This window comes from Lysobacter sp. TAB13 (genome assembly GCF_052113885.1).
Classification (GTDB): domain Bacteria; phylum Pseudomonadota; class Gammaproteobacteria; order Xanthomonadales; family Xanthomonadaceae; genus Lysobacter; species Lysobacter gummosus.
In genome coordinates this window covers 164,375-182,048 of sequence record NZ_JBFRDR010000013.1, presented here as the reverse complement: position 1 = coordinate 182,048, position 17,674 = coordinate 164,375, and the positions used below count along the sequence as shown (strand labels likewise).

Sequence of the window (17,674 nt, the reverse complement as noted above, 5' to 3'; positions counted from 1 at the left end):
CGTGCGCCGGGTGCCACCTTGGGCAGGATGCCCAATGTGGCACCTGCCTGCGTCGGCATCGCACTCGTGGCTTTTGACTCGAAACAGCCAAAGCGTTTTCTTTGGTTACTTTCTTTGTCGCTTTGGACAAAGAAAGTGACCCGCCGCTCTATGGCGGAAGCGTTTAGCGTTTGATCTTGCTTGAGGCTTCTAAGGCTTCTAGGGCTTCTTAAGGAACCCGAAGCCCCTGATCGAAACAACCAGCCCTGCGCACTCCCTCCTACCGTCATTCCCGCGAACGCGGGAATCCAGGGCCTTTCGTGCGAGAACGTTTGAAGTCTCTGGATTCCCGCTTTCGCGGGAATGACGAGCAAAAGCAAAAGCCTCAAGCAAGAGCAAGAGCAAGATCAAACGCCTAAAGCTTCCGCCATGGAGCGGCGGGTCACTTTCTTTGTCCAAAGCCACAAAGAAAGTAACCAAAGAAAGGGCTTTAGCTGTTTCGAATCAAAAGCCACGAGTGCGATGCTTGCGCAGGCAGGTCCCGCAGTGGGCATCCTGCCCACGGCGGGACCCGGCGCACGTCCATGTGCGCCGCCCTCCGGGTGTCCCTGATCTCGCGAGTTACAAGCGGCGCCCGGCAACGGCAAAAACAAAGCCAGGCCAAAGCAAAGCCAAAGCCAAAGCCAAAGCCAAAGCCAAAGCCAAAGCCAAAGCCAAAGAAAAATCTTGGCGACAGCAACAGCAAGCGCAAGGCCAAGGGCTAAGGCGAGGAACGAACCGCAAAACCTCGCAAACTGCTGCTCGCCCCCTCGCACACACCACCTCTCACCCCATCCCCACACCCCAAACGATTTGGGTACGCTAACCCCATGACCGCCCCACACCCTTCCCCCCGCCCCCCCAGCGCCCTGACCATCGCCGGTTCCGACTCCGGCGGCGGCGCCGGTATCCAGGCCGATCTCAAGACCTTCGCCGCGCACCGCGTGCACGGACTGAGCGCCATCGCCGCGCTGACCGCGCAGCACACCCGCGGGGTCAGCGCCGTGCATGTGCCCGATACCGGGTTCCTGCGCGCGCAGATCGATGCCTGCTTCGACGACTTCGATATCCGCGCAGTCAAACTCGGCATGCTCGCCACCGCCGAAGTCATCCTCGCCGTCGCCGACGCGCTCGAACACTACCGGCCGCAATACATCGTGCTCGATCCGGTCATGGTCGCCACCTCCGGCGCGCGCCTGCTCGAACCCTCCGCGCTCGACGCGCTGCGCACGCGCCTGTTGCCGCTGGCCAGCGTGATCACGCCGAATCTGCCCGAGGCCGAACTGCTGCTCGGCGCATCCATCGCCGATCGCGACGCCATGCATCGTGCCATCGACGGACTGTTCGCATTGGGCGCGCACGCGGTGCTGCTCAAGGGCGGGCACCTGCCCGACGACGGCGATGTCGTCGATCTGTTCGCGCAACCCGGAGCGGTGCGCCAGATCGCGCACCCGCGCCTGCAAGTGGACGCGCACGGCACCGGCTGCACGCTCGCTTCGGCGGTCGCGGCGAATCTGTGCCTGGGACGCTCGCTGCAGGAAGCCAGCGTCGCCGCCGCCGACTATGTGCACGACGCGCTTCGCCTCGGCTATCGGCCGGGACGCAGCGAGGTGTTGGTGCTCGATCATTTCGGAGCCGCGCCGCGTGCTTGAATCCGTCCTGGTCGGCGAATCCCCGCTGAGCGGCGCCGACGGCCATCGCTGGTCGCTGATCTCCGTGATCCCGCAAAAACCCAACGCCAGCCTGCTGTGGTTGCCCGCGCTCGGCGTCGCCGCGCGCAACTATCTGCCGTTCGCGCACGCGCTGGCCGCTGACGGCGTCGCCGTGTTCGTGCACGAATGGCGCGGCAACGGCAGCAGCAGTCTGCGCGCCGGCCGCGGCAGCGACTGGGGTTATCGCGAACTGTTGCTCGAAGATATTCCGCTCAGCGATGCCGCGGCCGCGGCGGCGCTGCCTGGCGTGCCGCGCATCATCGGCGGCCACAGTCTCGGCGGGCAGATGGCCGGCATGCGCCTGGGCCTGGCGGCGTTGCACAACGATCCGCTGATGCCGCGTTCGCTGTGGCTGGCGGCCAGCGGCGCGCCGTACTGGCGCACGTGGCCGATGCCGCGGCGGATCGCGATGCCGATGATCTACCGCTTCCTGCCGTGGCTGGCGCAGGTCAACGGCGCCCTGCCCGGCAAACGCATCGGCTTCGGCGGCAACGAAGCGCGCAGCCTGATCCGCGACTGGGCGTTGACCGCGCTGAGCGGCCGCTACACCGCGCGCGGCATCGAGGCGGACATGGAAGCCGGCATGGCCCAGGCCGACGTCGAGATCCGCGCGGCGATCATGGACAGCGATTGGCTGGTGCCGCGGGCCTCGCTCGATTTCCTGGTGTCGAAGCTACCGCGTTCGCGCGCCGAGACCGTGGTGTTGCGCGAGAGCGATCTGGGAACGCGCGCCGATCACTTCTCGTGGCTGAAGCAGCCCGAAGCGGTGGCGAAGGCGTTGCTACGCAAATAGGCGAGGCCGCGCGAATCTCGCGCAGGCCGCAGTGTGAGCGGCGGCCTCGCAGCAACGATGCACCTATGGTTGCGACTTGCGCCGCTCCAACATCGGCCGCATCAACAACCACGATGCCGCACCGCAGCGATTTACGCCCAACCCGCGATTTTTTACGCTGAATTTACGGCGTGACGGCCTGCACGAAATAGCGGCTTTACGCCCCATGTTCCGAGAATGACGACGTGGCCAAGACCGGCCTCGTTCCCAATTCACGGATACACCCATGTCGTCGTCGCATCATCTGTTCCGCCGCCGCGAGGCCGCCGCTCCGTTGCTTCTCGCCGTCTGCGCCGGCCTCGGCCTGCTCGCGCTGGGCACGCGCGCGAACGCCGCTGAAACGTCCAGCGCCAGCTTCACCGGCTCGGCCGCGCTCACCAGCGACTACGTCTGGCGCGGCAGCTCGCAGACGCAAGGCGATCCGGCCGTGCAGGTCGGCTTCAAGGCCGCCGCGGCCAACGGTTTCTACGGCTCGATCTGGGGTTCCAACGTCGAGTTCGCGCCGGAAACCCACGCCAGCAGCGAACTCGACTTCACCGTCGGCTGGGCCGGCAAGATCGCCCAGGACTGGGCGCTGGACGTCAACGTCCTGCACTACCGCTATCCCTCGACCACCAGCGATCTCAACTGGACCGAGCTCAACGGCACCGTGACCTATCGCGACAACTACTGGCTGTCGCTGGGTTATTCCAACGAAGCGCTGGGCAGCAAGGATCGCGGCATCTACACGCAGATCGGCGCCCGCTTCCCGGTCAACGACGCGCTGCGCCTGGAAGCCGCGGTCGGCCATTACTTCCTCGACGACGTCTACGACCGCAGCTACAGCCACGGTCAGCTCAGCGCGATCTGGGCGGTCAAGGCGCCGTTCGAACTGCGCCTGACCGCGCACGCCACCGATCACAACGCCGAACGCATTTTCGGCGACTCCCTTGCCGGCTCGCGCATCGAAGCGGCCGTGCAAGCCTCGTTCTGACAGGGGATACGACCATGCCTGGCTGGCTTTCCATGTTGTGCGCGGTCTCGGTCCTGGTGGCCGCCGCGTATCTGTTCTACGTCGTGCTGCGTCCGGAAGACTTCTAGTCCGCGCAGCCGCAGTGCGGACCAGGACCGATCCGCATCACCTTTCCTCAGCGCCCGAACGGAACGACCGTTCGGGCGCGGTCCGTAGAGACGCCGGATGCGTCGCGACGGATCCTTCATCGCCCGGTGTTTCACCATGATCGAAATCATTCTCGTATTCGCGCTGGCCGTCGGCCTGGGATGGCCGCTCGGCCTGTACCTGGCGCGGGTCATGCGCGGCGACCGCTCGCGTCTGGACGCGGTGTTCGGACCGCTGGAGCGCACGATCTACCGCGCCCTCGGCGTCGATCCCGGCCGCGGCATGAGCTGGCGCGGTTACGCGCTGGCCTTCGCGCTGAGCAATCTCGTGCTGGCGGTGCTGGTCTGGGTGTTGTTCATGACCCAGGCCTGGCTGCCGTTCAACCCGGACAACATCCCCAACATGCGCTGGGACACCGCGCTGCACACGATGGTGTCGTTCCTCACCAACACCAACCAGCAGCACTACTCCGGTCAGTCGCAGCTGAGCTATCTGTCGCAGATGGTCGGCATCGTCGGGCTGCAGGTGGTCACGCCGATGATGGGTCTGGCGATCGTGGTCGCCACCCTGCGCGGCCTGTTCGGCGGACGCCAGGCGATGGGCGCGCCCAATGCCGTCACCCGCGAAGGTGAAACGCGCGACCTGGGCAACTACTGGGTGGACGTCACCCGCGCCACCCTGCGTTTCATGCTGCCGCTGTGCCTGGTCTGGGCGGTGCTGCTGACTTCGCAAGGCGTGCCTTCGACCTTGCAAGGCGCGGCGAGCGTTGCTCCGCTCGATCACAGCGTCGAACTGAAAGAACAGAAGATTCCCGTCGGACCGGTCGCGGCCATGGTCGCGGCGAAACAGCTGGGCACCAACGGCGGCGGCTGGTACGGCCCGAACAGCGCGGTGCCGCTGGAGAATCCGACGCCGTTCGCCAATCTGCTGGAAACCCTGGCGCTGATTCTGATTCCGGTCGCGGTGACCTTCATGATCGGCCCGTTCACCGGCCGCCGCAAACTCACCGCGTTGGTGTTCGGCAGCATGCTGATGATGTCGGTGGTGTCCACCGGTCTTACCGTGTGGTCGGAAGCGCATTCGTTCACCAGCGCCGACGCGGCGCTGATGGAAGGCAAGGAAACCCGCTTCGGCGCCGACGGCTCGGCCTTGTGGGCGGCGCTGACCACCCAGACCAGCAACGGCTCGGTCAACGCCATGCACGACTCGCTGGCGCCGCTGACCGGCGGCATGGCCATGGTCAACATGTTGATCAACGCGATCTGGGGCGGCATCGGCTGCGGCCTGCAGCAGTTCCTGGTGTATCTGTTGCTGTCGGTGTTCCTGGCCGGCCTGATGACCGGGCGCACGCCGGAGTTGTTCGGCCGCAAGATCGAAGCTCCGGAAGTGCGCCTGCTGGCGCTGCTGATTCTGTTGCAACCGCTGGTCGTGCTCGGCTTCAGCGCGGTCACCCTGGCCATTCCGTCGATCACCGCCAATTCCAATCCGGGCTTCCACGGCATCAGCCAGGTGTTCTACGAGTACACCTCGGCCTTCGCCAACAACGGTTCGGGGTTCGAAGGCCTGGGCGACGCTACGTATTGGTGGAACCTGAGCTGCGCCGCGGTGCTTGCGCTGGGCCGTTACCCGGCGTTGATCGTGCCGCTCGCGGTCGCCGGTTTGCTCGCGCGCAAGCGCGTGGCGCCGGAAAGCGCCGGCACCTTGCACGCGGAAACGCCGACCTTCGCCCTGACCCTGATCGCGGTGATCGTGATCCTGACCGTCCTGCAATTCATGCCGGCGCTGGTCCTCGGCCCCATCGCCGACCACCTGACGCTGTATGCGGGCGCCGTTCCGGCGCTCAGCAGCCCCGCTCTCTGAGGTATGCCATCGTGACTGAACAAACCCATCTCGGAGTGCAGCGCCGCACCACCGCGGTCGCCGGCCTCGACGCCGCCGGCCTGCGCGCGGCGATTGTGGAATCCTTCGTAAAACTCTCGCCGCGCCACGCCGTGCGCAGCCCGATCATGGCGATCGTGCTGCTCGGCACGGTGCTGTCGGCGTTGATCACGATCTTCGTTCCGGGCAACACCGGCTTCGGCATCGCGGTCAGCGTGATCCTGCTGATCACCGTGCTGTTCGCCAACTTCGCCGAAGCCGTCGCCGAAGCGCGCGGCCGCGGCCAGGCCGCGTCATTGCGAGCGGCGCGGCGCGATCTGGTCGCGCGCAAGCTCGACACCATCGGCAAGAACGAAACCCGCGTCGCCGCTTCGACCTTGAAGCCCGGCGACCGGGTAATCGTCTCGGCCAACGAGCTGATTCCGGCCGACGGCGAAATCGTCAAGGGCGTGGCGACGATCAACGAATCGGCGGTGACCGGCGAATCCGCGCCGGTGCTGCGCGAGGCCGGCACCGATCGCTCCGGCGTCATCGGCGGCACCAAGGTGCTGTCGGATGAGATCGTGATCGAAGTCAGCGCCGAGCCCGGCCACAGCTTCCTCGACCGCATGATCGCCCTGGTCGAAGGCGCCAACCGGCAGAAGACGCCGAACGAAATCGCCCTGACCATGTTGCTGGCGGCGATGACGCTGACCTTCCTGATCGTGGTCGCGACCTTGCCGTTCTTCGCCGGCTTCGTCGGCGCCAAGCTCGATCCGCTGCTGCTGATCGCGCTGCTGGTCTGCCTGATCCCGACCACCATCGGCGGCCTGTTGCCGGCGATCGGCATCGCCGGCATGAACCGCGCGCTGTCGGCCAACGTGCTGGCGAAATCCGGCAAGGCGGTGGAAGTGGCCGGCGACGTCGATGTGCTGCTGCTCGACAAGACCGGCACCATCACCTTCGGCGACCGTCAGGCGACCGCGTTCCATCCGCTGGCCGGCGTCGATCGCGCGCAGCTGCGCGATGCTGCGCTGCTGTCCTCGCTGGCCGACCCGACCCCGGAAGGCAAATCGATCGTGCGCCTGGCGCGCGAGCTGCACAGCAATTCGCTCGAACCCGAACGCGCCGACTACATCCAGTTCAGCGCGCAGACCCGCATGTCCGGCGTCGATCTGCCCGAGGATTACCCGGGCGGCGCGCGCTCGATCCGCAAGGGCTCGGGCGATGCGATCGGCAACTATGTGCGTTCGCTCGGCGGCGAGGTCATCCCCGAACTCAATGCCCGCATCGAGCAGGTCGCGCGCAGCGGCGCCACGCCGCTGGTCGTGGCCGAAGGCCGCTACGTGCTCGGCGTGATCGAGCTGTCGGACGTGGTCAAGCACGGCGTCAAGGAACGCTTCGCGCGTCTGCGGGCGATGGGCGTGCGCACGGTCATGATCACCGGCGACAACCCGCTGACCGCCGCGGCGATCGCGGCCGAGGCCGGCGTGGACGATTACATCGCCGAAGCGCGCCCGGAAGACAAGCTCGCGCGCATCCGCGCCGAGCAGGCCGGCGGCCGTCTGGTCGCGATGGTCGGCGATGGCACCAACGACGCGCCGGCGCTGGCCCAGGCCGACGTCGGACTGGCGATGAACTCGGGCACGCAGGCGGCGAAGGAAGCCGGCAACATGGTCGATCTGGATTCCGATCCGGCCAAGCTGCTGGCGGTGGTGGAAGTCGGCAAGCAGCAGCTGATCACCCGCGGCGCGCTGACCACGTTCTCGCTGGCCAACGACGTGTCGAAGTACTTCGCGATCCTGCCGGCCCTGTTCGCCGCGGCGATTCCGCAGATGGCCGCGCTCAACGTCATGCATCTGTCGAGCCCGACCAATGCGGTGCTGGCGGCGCTGATCTTCAACGCGATCATCATCCCGGCCCTGATCCCGCTGGCCCTGGCCGGCGTGCGCTTCAAGCCCGCCACCGCGGTCTCGCTGCTGCGCCGGAACATGCTGGTCTATGGCGTCGGCGGCGTGTTGCTGCCGTTCGTGGCGATCAAGCTTATCGACATGGCGCTGGTGGCGATCTTCTGAGCTGCCGCGCCCTACAAAGCCCCTCTCCCGCTCGCGGCAGAGGGGTTGGGGCGAGGGCCGAGCGAAGCCAGCACGGCCCGACCTAATCAACAGGACAACGAAATGAACACTCCCACCACTCAAGCCGCCAGCATCGACGACCGCATTGGGCTGCGCGCGCCGTTGCTGTTCGCCGCCGTCTCCCTGCTCGGCTTCGGCCTGCTGTACTCGCTCGCCGGCACCGCGCTCGGCCGCGTCGCGTTCCCGTGGCAGGCCACCGGTTCTATCATCGAGCACGACGGCCATGCCGTCGGCTCGGCGCTGATCGCCCAGCCCTTCTCCGACGCGAAGTATTTCCAGGCGCGCCCCTCGGCGGCCAAGTACGATCCGACGGCCGCATCGGGCAGCAACCAGGCGCGCAGCAATCCCGACCTGCGCAAACGCATCGCCGACGACACCGCGGCGATCGCCCAGCGCGAGGGCATCGCCGTGAGCGAAGTCCCGGCCGAACTGGCCACCCAATCCGGCGGCGGCCTAGACCCGCACATCTCGCCCCGCGCGGCGCAGGTGCAGGCCGCGCGCGTGGCCAAGGCGCGCGGCGTGGACGCGGCCAAGATTCAGGCCCTGATTGCCGCGAACACTGAAGCGCCGCAGTTCGGTGCGCTTGGGCAGGCGCGGGTGAATGTGCTGCGGCTCAATCTGGCCCTGGATGCGGCGCGCTGATTCGATGCTTATCGCCGCGCGGCCGTTGCCGTTGCCGTTGCCGTTGCCGTTGCCGTTGCCGTTGCCGTTGCCAAGATTTTGCTTCGCTTTGTCTCTGCTTCGCTTAGCTTTGCCTCTGCTCAGCCCTGCCTTTGCTTCGCCTTTGCTTTTGTCGTTGCTGGGCGTCGCTGGTAACTCGCGAGACCAGGGACACCCGGAGGGCGGCGCACATGGACGTGCGCCGGGTGCCACCTTGGGCAGGATGCCCAATGTGGCACCTGCCCGCGCAGGCACCGTACTCGTGGCTCTTGATTCGAAACAGCCAAAGCCCTTTCTTTGGTTACTTTCTTTGTGGCTTTGGACAAAGAAAGTGACCCGCCGCTCCATGGCGGAAGCTTTAGGCGTTTGATCTTGCTCTCGCTCTCGCTCTCGCTCTTGCTCTTGCTCTTGCTCTCGCTCTGCTTGAGGCTTCTTTTGCTCGTCATTCCCGCGAACGCGGGAATCCAGTGCCTTTCGTGCGAGAACGTTTGAAGTCGCTGGATTCCCGCCTTCGCGGGAATGACGATAGGAGGGAGTGCGCGGGTCTGGTTGTTTCGATCAGGAACTTCAGGTTTCTTGGAAGCCCTAGAAGCCCCAAGCAAGATCAAGCGCAACAGGCAAGATCAAACGCTAAACGCTTCCGCCATAAAGCGGCGGGTCACTTTCTTTGTCCAAAGCGACAAAGAAAGTAACCAAAGAAAACGCTTTGGGCTGTTTCGAGTCAAAAGCCACGAGTGCGATGCCGACGCAGGCAGGTGCCACATTGGGCATCCTGCCCAAGGTGGCACCCGGCGCACGTCCATGTGCGCCGCCCTCCGGGTGTCCTTCGGTCTCGCGAGTTACAAGCTGCGCCCGACAACAGCAACAGCAATAGCAATAGCAATAGCAATAGCAATAGCAATAGCAACAACGATGAAGCAATGGCATTAAGGCAACAGCGTTAAAGCAACAGCGGTGAAGCAACGGCGGAAGGGCTGCGGCGGAAAGGAAACGCCAGCGCAACGGCAAAAGCCGAGCCGAACCATGAGCCATGGCGAGGCCACGGTCTGCCCCACCCCCCACCCGCACCACTACACACCCATCACCCACCCAGCGCACAATTCCCGCATGACCGACCCCCGCAGCGCCCAAGCCGATGCCCTCATGGGCGAACTGCAACGCCAGGGCGCCGGGCGGTTGACGATCTTCCTCGGCGCCGCGCCCGGCGTCGGCAAGACCTACACCATGCTCGGCCGCGCCCGCGAACTGCAGCGCCGCGGCATCGACGTCGTCGTCGCCATCGTCGAAACCCACGGCCGCGCCGAAACCTCGGCCCTGGTCGAAGGCCTCGACGTGCTCCCGCGCAAACGCCTGGACTACCAGGGCCGCACGCTCGAGGAAATGGACCTCGACGCCGTGCTCGCGCGCAAGCCCAAGGTCGCGCTGGTCGATGAACTCGCCCACCGCAACGCCCCCGGCAGCCGCCACGAACGGCGCTGGCAGGATGTGCTGGAACTGCTGGACGCCGGCATCGACGTCTACACCACCATCAACATCCAGCACCTGGAAAGCCTCAACGACGTCATCCACCGCATCACCGGCGTGCGCGTCAGCGAAACCGTGCCCGATGCGTTGTTCGACCGCCTGCGCGACATCGTTCTGGTCGATCTGCCGCCACGCGAGCTGATCGAGCGTCTGCAACAGGGCAAGGTCTACGTGCCCGAACAGGCCGCGCACGCGCTGCAGGCGTTCTTCTCGCCCTCGAACCTGACCGCGCTGCGCGAACTGGCGATGCAGACCGCCGCCGATCGCGTCGACAGCGACCTGCGCGAGGCCCAGACCGCGCGCGGCCTGCCCGGCGTACCGCTGCGGCGCGCGGTGATGGTCGCCATCGACGGGCTCGGCCAGTCCGAATACCTGGTGCGGGTGGCGCGGCGCATCGCCGAACGCCGCGATTCGCCGTGGATCGTGGTCACCGTCCATACCGGCGGCGCGCCCGACGAGGCGCGCCAATCCGAACTCGACCGCGCCTTCGCCCTTGCCCGCCGGCTCGGCGGCGAGGCGGTGGTGCTGCACGGCAACAGCATCGTCGATGCCTTGCTCGATCACGGCGAACGCGCCGGCGTATCGACCATCGTGCTAGGCCGCACCCGCGAGCGGCCGCTCGCGCGCATGATCAATCGCACCCTCACCCAGCAGCTGATCCAGCGCGGCGCGCACTACGAGCTGACCATCGTCAGCACGCCGGAAGCGCGCGCGAAGGCGCGGCGGTCGATGCGCGACAACGGCGGACGTCTGCGCGGCCTGCTCAATCGCAGCGACGCGGCGCTGGCGGTGTTCGCCGCCACCCTCGCCACCGCCCTGGCCTGGGTCGCCGAGCGCTGGATCGGCCTGGGCGATCTGTCGCTGATCTTCATCGTCGCGGTGGTCGTGGTCGCCGCGCGCACGCGCATGACCGCGGCGGTGATCGCCTCGGTGCTGTGCTTTCTCGCATACAACTTCTTCTTCATCGAACCGCGCTTCACCCTGCTGATCGGCGCGCGCCAGGGCGTGGCGACGGTGATGCTGTTCCTGGCCGCGGCGCTGGTCGCCGGCCGCCTGGCCTCGAAGCTGCGCATGCAGGTGCTGGCCTTGCGCGCGTCCAATGCGCACGCGACCGAACTGCAGAGCCTCGGCCGCGAATTGTCCACCGCCGCCGACGTCGGCCAGGTCGTGCGCGCCGGACGCAACGCGCTCAAGCGCTCGCTGGGCGTGGAAGCCTTCGTCTACATCGGCGACGCGCCGCTGCGCGGCGAGCAGTTGCCGGAGATGAACGACAAGGACCGCGCCGCCGCCGACTGGAGCCTGAAGCATCGCCAGCCCGCCGGCCGCTACACCGATACCTTGGCTGGGTCGGATTGGTGGCTGTTGCCGTTGAAAGGCAGCAACGCCGACGCGCCGGCCGCGGGCGTGGTGGGACTGCGGTTCGCGCAGTCGTTGACGCGACTGGGCGCCGAGCAACGCCGGCTGGCCGAAGCGATGACCGACGATGTCGCCCAGGCGGTTCTGCGCACCCGGTTGGTCGCCGACCTGGAAGACTCGCGCGTCAGCGGCGAAACCGAACGCCTGCGCTCGGCGCTGCTGTCCTCGGTCTCGCACGATCTGCGCTCGCCGCTGGCTTCGATCATCGGCGCCGCCAGCAGCCTGGACAACTACGCCGAAGCGATGCCGCGCGAGGACCGCCACGCCTTGCTGGAAACCATCCGCATCGAAGGCGAACGGCTGGATCGCTACATCCAGAATCTGCTCGACATGACCCGGCTGGGCCACGGCGGGCTGGCGCTCAATCGCGACTGGATCGGCGTGGACGAATTGATCGGCTCGGCGGTCACACGCCTGCAGCGCTACGAGCCCGGCGCGCGCTTCGAGGTGCGGCTGCAGCCCGGGCTCGGCCCGATCTGGGTGCATCCGGCGCTGATCGAGCAAGCGCTGTTCAACGTGATCGAGAACGCGGTGAAGTTCTCCCCGCCCGACACGCCGGTGAGCATCGACGCGCGCCGGGTCGATAACGAGCCCGGCGCCCAGCCCGAGCAGGTGCTGCGCATCGACGTCAGCGATCGCGGCCCGGGCATTCCCGAGGACGAACGCGCGCGCATCTTCGACATGTTCTACAGCGTCGAGCGCGGCGATCGCGGCCGCCAGGGCACCGGCCTGGGGCTGGCGATCTGCCAGGGCATGATCGGCGCGCACGGCGGCAACGTCGTCGCCCTGCCCGGCCAGCCCGATGCCCAGGGTCGCCGCGGCACCACGATCCGCATTACCCTGCCGCCTATCGAACCCGAGCCCGCCGCCGCGCCATGACCGAGGACCACGCTCCGCATTCGCACCCGCAGGCCGCGCCGCCCGTGCGCGTGCTGGTGATCGACGACGAGCCGCAGATCCGCAAGTTTCTCGACATCGCCCTGCGCGCCCAGGGCTATGCGGTCGAGTTGGCCGAGAACGGCAATAGCGGCCTGGAAACGCTGGCCACGCGCGGCGCGGACCTGGTGATCCTGGATCTGGGCCTGCCCGATCGCGACGGCCACGACGTGCTGCGCGAACTGCGCCAGTGGTCGGGCGTGCCGGTGATCCTGTTGACCGTGCGTTCCAGCGAATCGGAAAAGGTCGCCGCGCTCGACGGCGGCGCCAACGACTACGTCACCAAACCCTTCGGCGTGCAGGAGCTGATGGCGCGTGTGCGCGCCCTGCTGCGCGCGCACGGCCCGCAGGGCGAGACCCTGCCGGTGTTCGACGACGGCCATCTGCGCATCGACCTGGCGCGGCGCGAGGTGCATCTGCACGGCGAGCCGGTGGTGCTCGCGCGCAAGGAGTACGCGTTGCTGGCGATGCTGTTCCAGCACGCCGGACGCGTGGTCACGCAGCCGCAGCTGCTGCGCGAGCTGTGGGGGCCGACGCATCAGGAGGACACGCATTACCTGCGCATCCTGGTCGGCAAGCTGCGCCACAAGCTCGGCGACGACGCCGCGGCGCCGCGCTATATCGCCACCGAGCCGGGCGTGGGGCTGCGTTTCATCGAGACGCGCTGAAAGCCGGGTTCGACCGGCGCGTGCGGCGCATGCGCTTGGGCCGCTTCAATCCACGATCGCGTGTAGCGGCCGCTCAAGTCGCGCCGCGCACGGGCGCGCCGGGCGCTCGTGCGCGAGACGACTGCCCGCCTTACGCGGCCTTGGCGCGGAATTGCGCGTACAGCGTCGGCGGCGGCGCATCGAAGTACTTGAGCAAGGCCGGGCACAGCCAGCCTTCCATGCCGATCGATTCGCTGCGATACCAGTTGCCGCTGAGGTCGGCGCGCTGCCAGTCCAGCTGCAGCTGATAGCCCGGAAACGGATTGGTCGAGAACAGCAGGGTGAAGCCGTTCTGCGCGCCGTCGATGCCGGCGACCATGTGATCGATGATCGTGTCGGCACCGGAGACGAACGGCTCCTCGCGCAGTCCGACCGCGAGGTCGTCGAACACCCACATGCCGTGGGTCTTGTACGGATGAATCGCGACGATGGCGTTCATGGCGGGGTCCTTTGGCCAGAAAGGCCGGGACTATGGTGGCAAGCGCACGCGTGCGCAAGGCATAGGTTCGTGCCGGTGGCGCGTGCGCCGGATGAGCCCGGAGATCGCAGCCGGCGTCTTCGCGCGGCGACCGCGACGGCATTCGGAACTCGACGCCTGCGCCGTGCATCGCTGACCGATGCGCTTTGCATTCGAACCTCGTTACACGCCATCGGCCCGGCGACCGCGCAAGGCATGAACACGCGCTGCGCAAGGCGCGAACAGGTAAAGAAAACGCGCAAAGAAAAAGCCGGCAATCTTTCGATTGCCGGCTTTCTTTGTAGTGGCGCGCCCGGAAGGATTCGAACCTCCGACCCCCAAGTTCGTAGCCTGGTGCTCTATCCAGCTGAGCTACGGGCGCCTAGTTGGAAAATTATGACGATTAATCAGCGCATCGTCAACATTTTTCAAACTCTTTTTTGCTGATCATCGATACCGCCAAACCGACAATTAGCAAAGAAAAGCCGCCATTGGCGGCTTCCATTTGTAACTGGCGGAGAGTGAGGGATTCGAACCCTCGATAGAGCTTTTGACCCTATACTCCCTTAGCAGGGGAGCCCCTTCAGCCTCTCGGGCAACTCTCCGCATCTATTGAAGCAATGCGGGCGGGAAGCATAACGGCTCACCCGTTTTACGGCAACGCTTGCGACAAACTTTTTTTATCAGCCGCCGGCGTTTTTGCCAGAATCGTCCGACGCGTCCTCGCCTCGCTGGATGCGCTGATAAATCTCCTCGCGATGGACCGCGACATCTTTCGGTGCGGTAATACCGATACGCACCTGGTTCCCCTTGACGCCGAGCACGGTGACGGTCACCGAGTCGCCGATCATCAGGGTTTCGCCGACGCGACGCGTCAGGATCAGCATTGAAAACCTCCTCGAGCCGGGACCGTAGTACCGGCGTTGGCATTCTTTTCCATCAGGAAGAATGCTTCAATTTGTACACAAACGTGAACCATCTTAGCGACCGGTCAAACTAGGTCGCAAGCGATAGAGGTCACTGTTCGCCATTCAGACAAGCTTACTCTCAACCCAGTGCGCAACGCCCGCAAGAGCCTGGATCAGGGCCGGGCCGTCATCGCCTCCGCCCTGCGCCATGTCCGGACGGCCGCCGCCTTTACCGTTGATCTGACTGGCCACGTGCGCGAGGAGTTCCCCCGCCTTGACCTTGCCAGCCGCGCTTCCGTTCACTCCAGCGACCAAGGCCGCCTTACCGTCGCTGGCGCCCGCCAGCACGATCACCGCGTCGCCAAGCTGCTGTTTGAGGCTGTCTACCGCCTCGCGCAACGCCTTGGCGTCAAACCCTTCCAGCCGGGTCGCTACCACCTTGACCGCGCCGATCTGCGCCGCCGAGGCGACCAGGTCGGAGGCGGCGCCGGAAGCGGCCTTGGCTTTAATCGATTCCAACTCGCGTTCGAGCTTCTTCTGCCGGTCCAGCAGCGCGCGCAGCTTGTCGGCCACGTCGCCCGCGTTGCCGCCGAGAAGGCGCGCGGCCTGCTCCAGGCGCTGCTCCTCTTCGGCTACATAATCCAGCGCGCCCTGCCCGGTCAACGCCTCGATCCGGCGCACGCCAGCCTGGACGCCGCTTTCGGCCACGATCTTGAACAGGCCGATGTCGCCGGTGCGTGACACGTGGGTGCCGCCGCACAGTTCGGTCGAGGCCTCGCCCATGCGCAGCACGCGCACGCGGTCGCCGTACTTCTCGCCGAACAGCGCCATGGCGCCGAAGTCGATGGCTTCCTGCATGCCCATCTGGTGGACTTCGGCTTCGTAGTTGCGGCGCACGTCGCTGTTGACCTGGCGCTCGATCTGGGCGAGCTCGGCGTCGGTCAGCGGGTTGAAGTGCGAGAAGTCGAAACGCAGGCGGTCCGGAGCGACCAGCGAGCCCTTCTGGGTCACATGGTCGCCGAGCAGGCGACGCAGGGCCGCGTGCAGCAGGTGGGTCGCCGAATGGTTGAGCACAGTCGCCGAGCGGCGGGCTTCGTCCACGGCGCCCAGGACGCGGTCGCCGCGCTTGAGGCTGCCGGCGGTGAGCGTGCCGATGTGGCCGTGGAACTGGCCGGCGAACTTCTGCGTATCGCCGACCACGAAACGGGTGCCGGCTTCGTCGAGCTCGCCGGTGTCGCCGACCTGGCCGCCGCTTTCGGCGTAGAACGGGGTGCGGTCGAGGATGACCACGCCTTCGTCGCCGGCGTCGAGCTGCTCGACCGGCGCGCCGTCGCGCAGCAGCGCCACGACTTGCAGGCCGCCTTCGGTGAGGTGGTCGTAGCCGAGGAATTCGGTCGGCGCCAGCTGCGCGGCCAGTTCGGCCGGCATCGTGGTCGCGTTGCCGAACTTGCCGGCCTTGCGCGCGATGATGCGCTGCTTTTCCATCTCGACTTCGAAGCCGGCCATGTCCACCGACAGGCCGCGCTCGCGCGCGATGTCGGCGGTCAGGTCGGCCGGGAAGCCGTAGGTGTCGTAGAGCTTGAACGCGTCGGTGCCGGCGATGGTGCCGTGCGAGCGCGTGGCGATCTCGTCGAAGATGCGCATGCCCGAATCCAGCGTCGCGGCGAAGCGCTCTTCTTCGGCGGCCAGCGCGGCTTCGACGAACTCGCGCTTGGCGGCCAGTTCCGGATAGGCATCGCCCATCACTTCGACCAGCGCCTTGACCAGCTTGTGGAAGAACGGGCCCTTCTGACCGAGCATCCAGCCATGGCGCAGCGCGCGGCGGATGATCCGGCGCAGCACGTAGCCGCGGCCGTCGTTGGACGGCAGCACGCCGTCCACGATCAGGAACGAACACGCGCGGATGTGATCGGCGATCACGCGCAGCGATTTGTTTTCCAGATCGGCGGTGCCGGTGGCCTTGGCCGCGGCCGCGATCAGATGGCGGAACAGGTCGATCTCGTAGTTGCCGTGCACGCCCTGCAGCACCGCCGCCAGACGTTCCAGGCCCATGCCGGTGTCCACGCACGGCGCCGGCAACGGCAGCAGCGTGCCGTCGGGCTGGCGGTCGAACTGCATGAACACCAGGTTCCAGATTTCGATGAAGCGATCGCCGTCCTCGTCGGGCGAACCCGGCGGGCCGCCGGCGATGTGCGCGCCGTGGTCGTAGAAGATTTCCGTGCACGGGCCGCAGGGGCCGGTGTCGGCCATCTGCCAGAAATTGTCCGAAGCGAACGGCGCGCCCTTGTTGTCGCCGATGCGCACGATGCGTTCGGCCGGCACGCCGATCTTCTTGTTCCAAAGATCGAAGGCTTCGTCGTCGGTGTGGTAGACGGTGACCAGCAGGCGTTCGGCCGGCAGGCCCCACACCTGGGTCAGCAGTTCCCAGGCCCAGGTGATGGCGTCGTCTTTGAAGTAATCGCCGAAGGACCAGTTGCCGAGCATTTCGAAGAAGGTGTGGTGACGCGCGGTATAGCCGACCTGATCGAGGTCGTTGTGCTTGCCGCCGGCACGCAGGCAGCGCTGCACGTCGGCCGCGCGCACGTAGCCCGGCTTCTCGCTGCCGAGGAATACGTTCTTGAATTGCACCATGCCCGAGTTGGTGAACAACAAGGTCGGGTCGTTAGCCGGCACCAACGGTGCCGACGGCACGATGGTGTGGCCCTTGCCCCGAAAAAACTCGAGGAAATCGCTGCGGATTTCAGTGGTGGTCTTCATGCCTGGGAGATAGTCGCCTGGTCGGGAGCGGACCGCTCGACCGAACCCATGCCACCACGATGGGGGCATCGACTGGAACAGGCAACCCGGGGACCCGAAAGCCGCGTAGCCTAGCAGGCCCGGGGGCTTTATGCGCAAGGCTGCGCAGCAAATATGCCCGGCCGTTCAGTCCTGCGCACAGGAACGACTGGCATTACGCACGGTTTCGCTGTCGAAGCCGCGCCGTATCAGCAGATCCGCGGCCTTTCGGCGCAATGCCGGGTCCAGAAAATAGCCCTCGCCGTAGCGGCGCCGGGCCAATTCGCGGGCATTGTCGAGCCAATCGCCTTCGTAGTTCTGCAGCGCCTCGGCGACGATCTGACTGTCCAGGCCGTGCATGGCCAGCTCGGCGCGGATATGCACCGGGCCGTAGCCGTTGCCGGCGCGGCTGCGAATCATGCTCTCGGCGAAGCGGGCGTCGTTCTGCCAGCCGGCATCAGCGAGCTGATCGACGGCCGCCACGGCCTCCTCGCGATCGAGCCCGCGCGAGGTCAGTTTCCGGGTCAGTTCCTTGCGCGAATGCTCGCGCCGGGTCAGCAGGCCCAGGGCGCGCTGGGTCGCGGTCTGCTCGCGCGCGCCCCGCCGGCGCGAACCACGGGAGGCGTCGCTTAGACTTT

The 17,674-nt window shown here is 66.5% G+C and carries 12 protein-coding genes, 2 tRNA genes and 1 pseudogene; 9 read left to right on the top strand and 6 right to left on the bottom strand.

Annotation, left to right across the window (positions count from 1 at the left end; genetic code table 11):
• Positions 1–848: 848 nt before the first annotated feature.
• From thiD to AB4Y92_RS16745, 9 genes are all read left to right on the top strand, one after another.
• The gene (thiD, locus tag AB4Y92_RS16785) at positions 849–1,670 is read left to right on the top strand and encodes a bifunctional hydroxymethylpyrimidine kinase/phosphomethylpyrimidine kinase (protein ID WP_441820682.1); all 822 of its coding nucleotides are present in this window, start codon (positions 849–851) and stop codon (positions 1,668–1,670) included.
• Positions 1,663–2,523, top strand: a complete 861-nt coding sequence (locus AB4Y92_RS16780; RefSeq protein WP_441820681.1) for an alpha/beta hydrolase family protein — start codon at positions 1,663–1,665, stop codon at positions 2,521–2,523. Before thiD ends, AB4Y92_RS16780 begins: the two co-directional genes overlap by 8 nt.
• 265 nt (positions 2,524–2,788) lie before the next feature.
• Positions 2,789–3,535, top strand: a complete 747-nt coding sequence (locus AB4Y92_RS16775; RefSeq protein WP_441820680.1) for a TorF family putative porin — start codon at positions 2,789–2,791, stop codon at positions 3,533–3,535.
• A 14-nt stretch (positions 3,536–3,549) separates the two neighbouring features.
• The gene (locus AB4Y92_RS16770) at positions 3,550–3,642 is read left to right on the top strand and encodes a potassium-transporting ATPase subunit F (protein WP_057943452.1); all 93 of its coding nucleotides are present in this window, start codon (positions 3,550–3,552) and stop codon (positions 3,640–3,642) included.
• 136 nt (positions 3,643–3,778) lie between these two features.
• Positions 3,779–5,521, top strand: coding sequence for a potassium-transporting ATPase subunit KdpA (gene kdpA, locus AB4Y92_RS16765; RefSeq protein WP_441820679.1), 1,743 nt, complete (start codon positions 3,779–3,781; stop codon positions 5,519–5,521).
• Between the two features lie 11 nt (positions 5,522–5,532).
• Positions 5,533–7,593, top strand: a complete 2,061-nt coding sequence (gene kdpB, locus AB4Y92_RS16760; RefSeq protein ID WP_441820678.1) for a potassium-transporting ATPase subunit KdpB — start codon at positions 5,533–5,535, stop codon at positions 7,591–7,593.
• Positions 7,594–7,695: 102 nt separating this feature from the next.
• Positions 7,696–8,295 carry a potassium-transporting ATPase subunit KdpC gene (gene kdpC / locus AB4Y92_RS16755; protein WP_441820677.1) on the top strand — a complete coding sequence of 200 codons (600 nt, stop codon included), beginning with the start codon at positions 7,696–7,698 and terminating at the stop codon, positions 8,293–8,295.
• Between the two features lie 1,125 nt (positions 8,296–9,420).
• Positions 9,421–12,132 (top strand): ATP-binding protein, encoded by a 2,712-nt coding sequence (locus tag AB4Y92_RS16750; RefSeq protein ID WP_441820676.1) that lies wholly within the window; start codon positions 9,421–9,423, stop codon positions 12,130–12,132.
• Positions 12,129–12,857, top strand: a complete 729-nt coding sequence (locus tag AB4Y92_RS16745) for a response regulator (RefSeq protein ID WP_441820675.1) — start codon at positions 12,129–12,131, stop codon at positions 12,855–12,857. The genes AB4Y92_RS16750 and AB4Y92_RS16745 overlap by 4 nt, the downstream gene beginning before the upstream one ends.
• Positions 12,858–12,987: 130 nt before the next feature.
• Here the strand turns inward: AB4Y92_RS16745 and AB4Y92_RS16740 are convergent, their stop codons facing one another.
• From AB4Y92_RS16740 to AB4Y92_RS16715, 6 genes and pseudogenes are all read right to left on the bottom strand, one after another.
• Positions 12,988–13,335, bottom strand: a complete 348-nt coding sequence (locus AB4Y92_RS16740; protein WP_441820674.1) for a DUF6717 family protein — start codon at positions 13,333–13,335, stop codon at positions 12,988–12,990.
• Between the two features lie 323 nt (positions 13,336–13,658).
• Positions 13,659–13,735, bottom strand: a tRNA-Arg gene (locus AB4Y92_RS16735).
• Positions 13,736–13,865: 130 nt separating this feature from the next.
• Positions 13,866–13,958, bottom strand: a tRNA-Ser gene (locus tag AB4Y92_RS16730).
• Between the two features lie 78 nt (positions 13,959–14,036).
• Positions 14,037–14,240 carry a carbon storage regulator CsrA gene (csrA, locus tag AB4Y92_RS16725; protein ID WP_036111509.1) on the bottom strand — a complete coding sequence of 68 codons (204 nt, stop codon included), beginning with the start codon at positions 14,238–14,240 and terminating at the stop codon, positions 14,037–14,039.
• A gap of 144 nt (positions 14,241–14,384) precedes the next feature.
• Positions 14,385–17,018: an alanine--tRNA ligase gene (gene alaS, locus AB4Y92_RS16720; protein ID WP_441820673.1), complete on the bottom strand. Its 2,634-nt coding sequence runs from the start codon at positions 17,016–17,018 to the stop codon at positions 14,385–14,387.
• A 165-nt stretch (positions 17,019–17,183) separates the two neighbouring features.
• Positions 17,184–17,645: pseudogene (locus tag AB4Y92_RS16715) on the bottom strand (regulatory protein RecX); the annotation flags it as partial.
• Between the last annotated feature and the right edge of the window lie 29 nt (positions 17,646–17,674).

Excerpts from the sequence above, each read along its gene's own strand:
- AB4Y92_RS16775 (WP_441820680.1), top strand. The coding sequence starts at position 2,789 with ATGTCGTCGTCGCATCATCTGTTCCGCCGCCGCGAGGCCGCCGCTCCG.
- kdpA (WP_441820679.1), top strand. The coding sequence starts at position 3,779 with ATGATCGAAATCATTCTCGTATTCGCGCTGGCCGTCGGCCTGGGATGG.
- AB4Y92_RS16740 (WP_441820674.1), bottom strand. The coding sequence starts at position 13,335 with ATGAACGCCATCGTCGCGATTCATCCGTACAAGACCCACGGCATGTGG.
- AB4Y92_RS16745 (WP_441820675.1), top strand. The coding sequence starts at position 12,129 with ATGACCGAGGACCACGCTCCGCATTCGCACCCGCAGGCCGCGCCGCCC.
- AB4Y92_RS16750 (WP_441820676.1), top strand. The coding sequence starts at position 9,421 with ATGACCGACCCCCGCAGCGCCCAAGCCGATGCCCTCATGGGCGAACTG.
- csrA (WP_036111509.1), bottom strand. The coding sequence starts at position 14,240 with ATGCTGATCCTGACGCGTCGCGTCGGCGAAACCCTGATGATCGGCGAC.
- kdpC (WP_441820677.1), top strand. The coding sequence starts at position 7,696 with ATGAACACTCCCACCACTCAAGCCGCCAGCATCGACGACCGCATTGGG.
- thiD (WP_441820682.1), top strand. The coding sequence starts at position 849 with ATGACCGCCCCACACCCTTCCCCCCGCCCCCCCAGCGCCCTGACCATC.
- alaS (WP_441820673.1), bottom strand. The coding sequence starts at position 17,018 with ATGAAGACCACCACTGAAATCCGCAGCGATTTCCTCGAGTTTTTTCGG.
- AB4Y92_RS16770 (WP_057943452.1), top strand. The coding sequence starts at position 3,550 with ATGCCTGGCTGGCTTTCCATGTTGTGCGCGGTCTCGGTCCTGGTGGCC.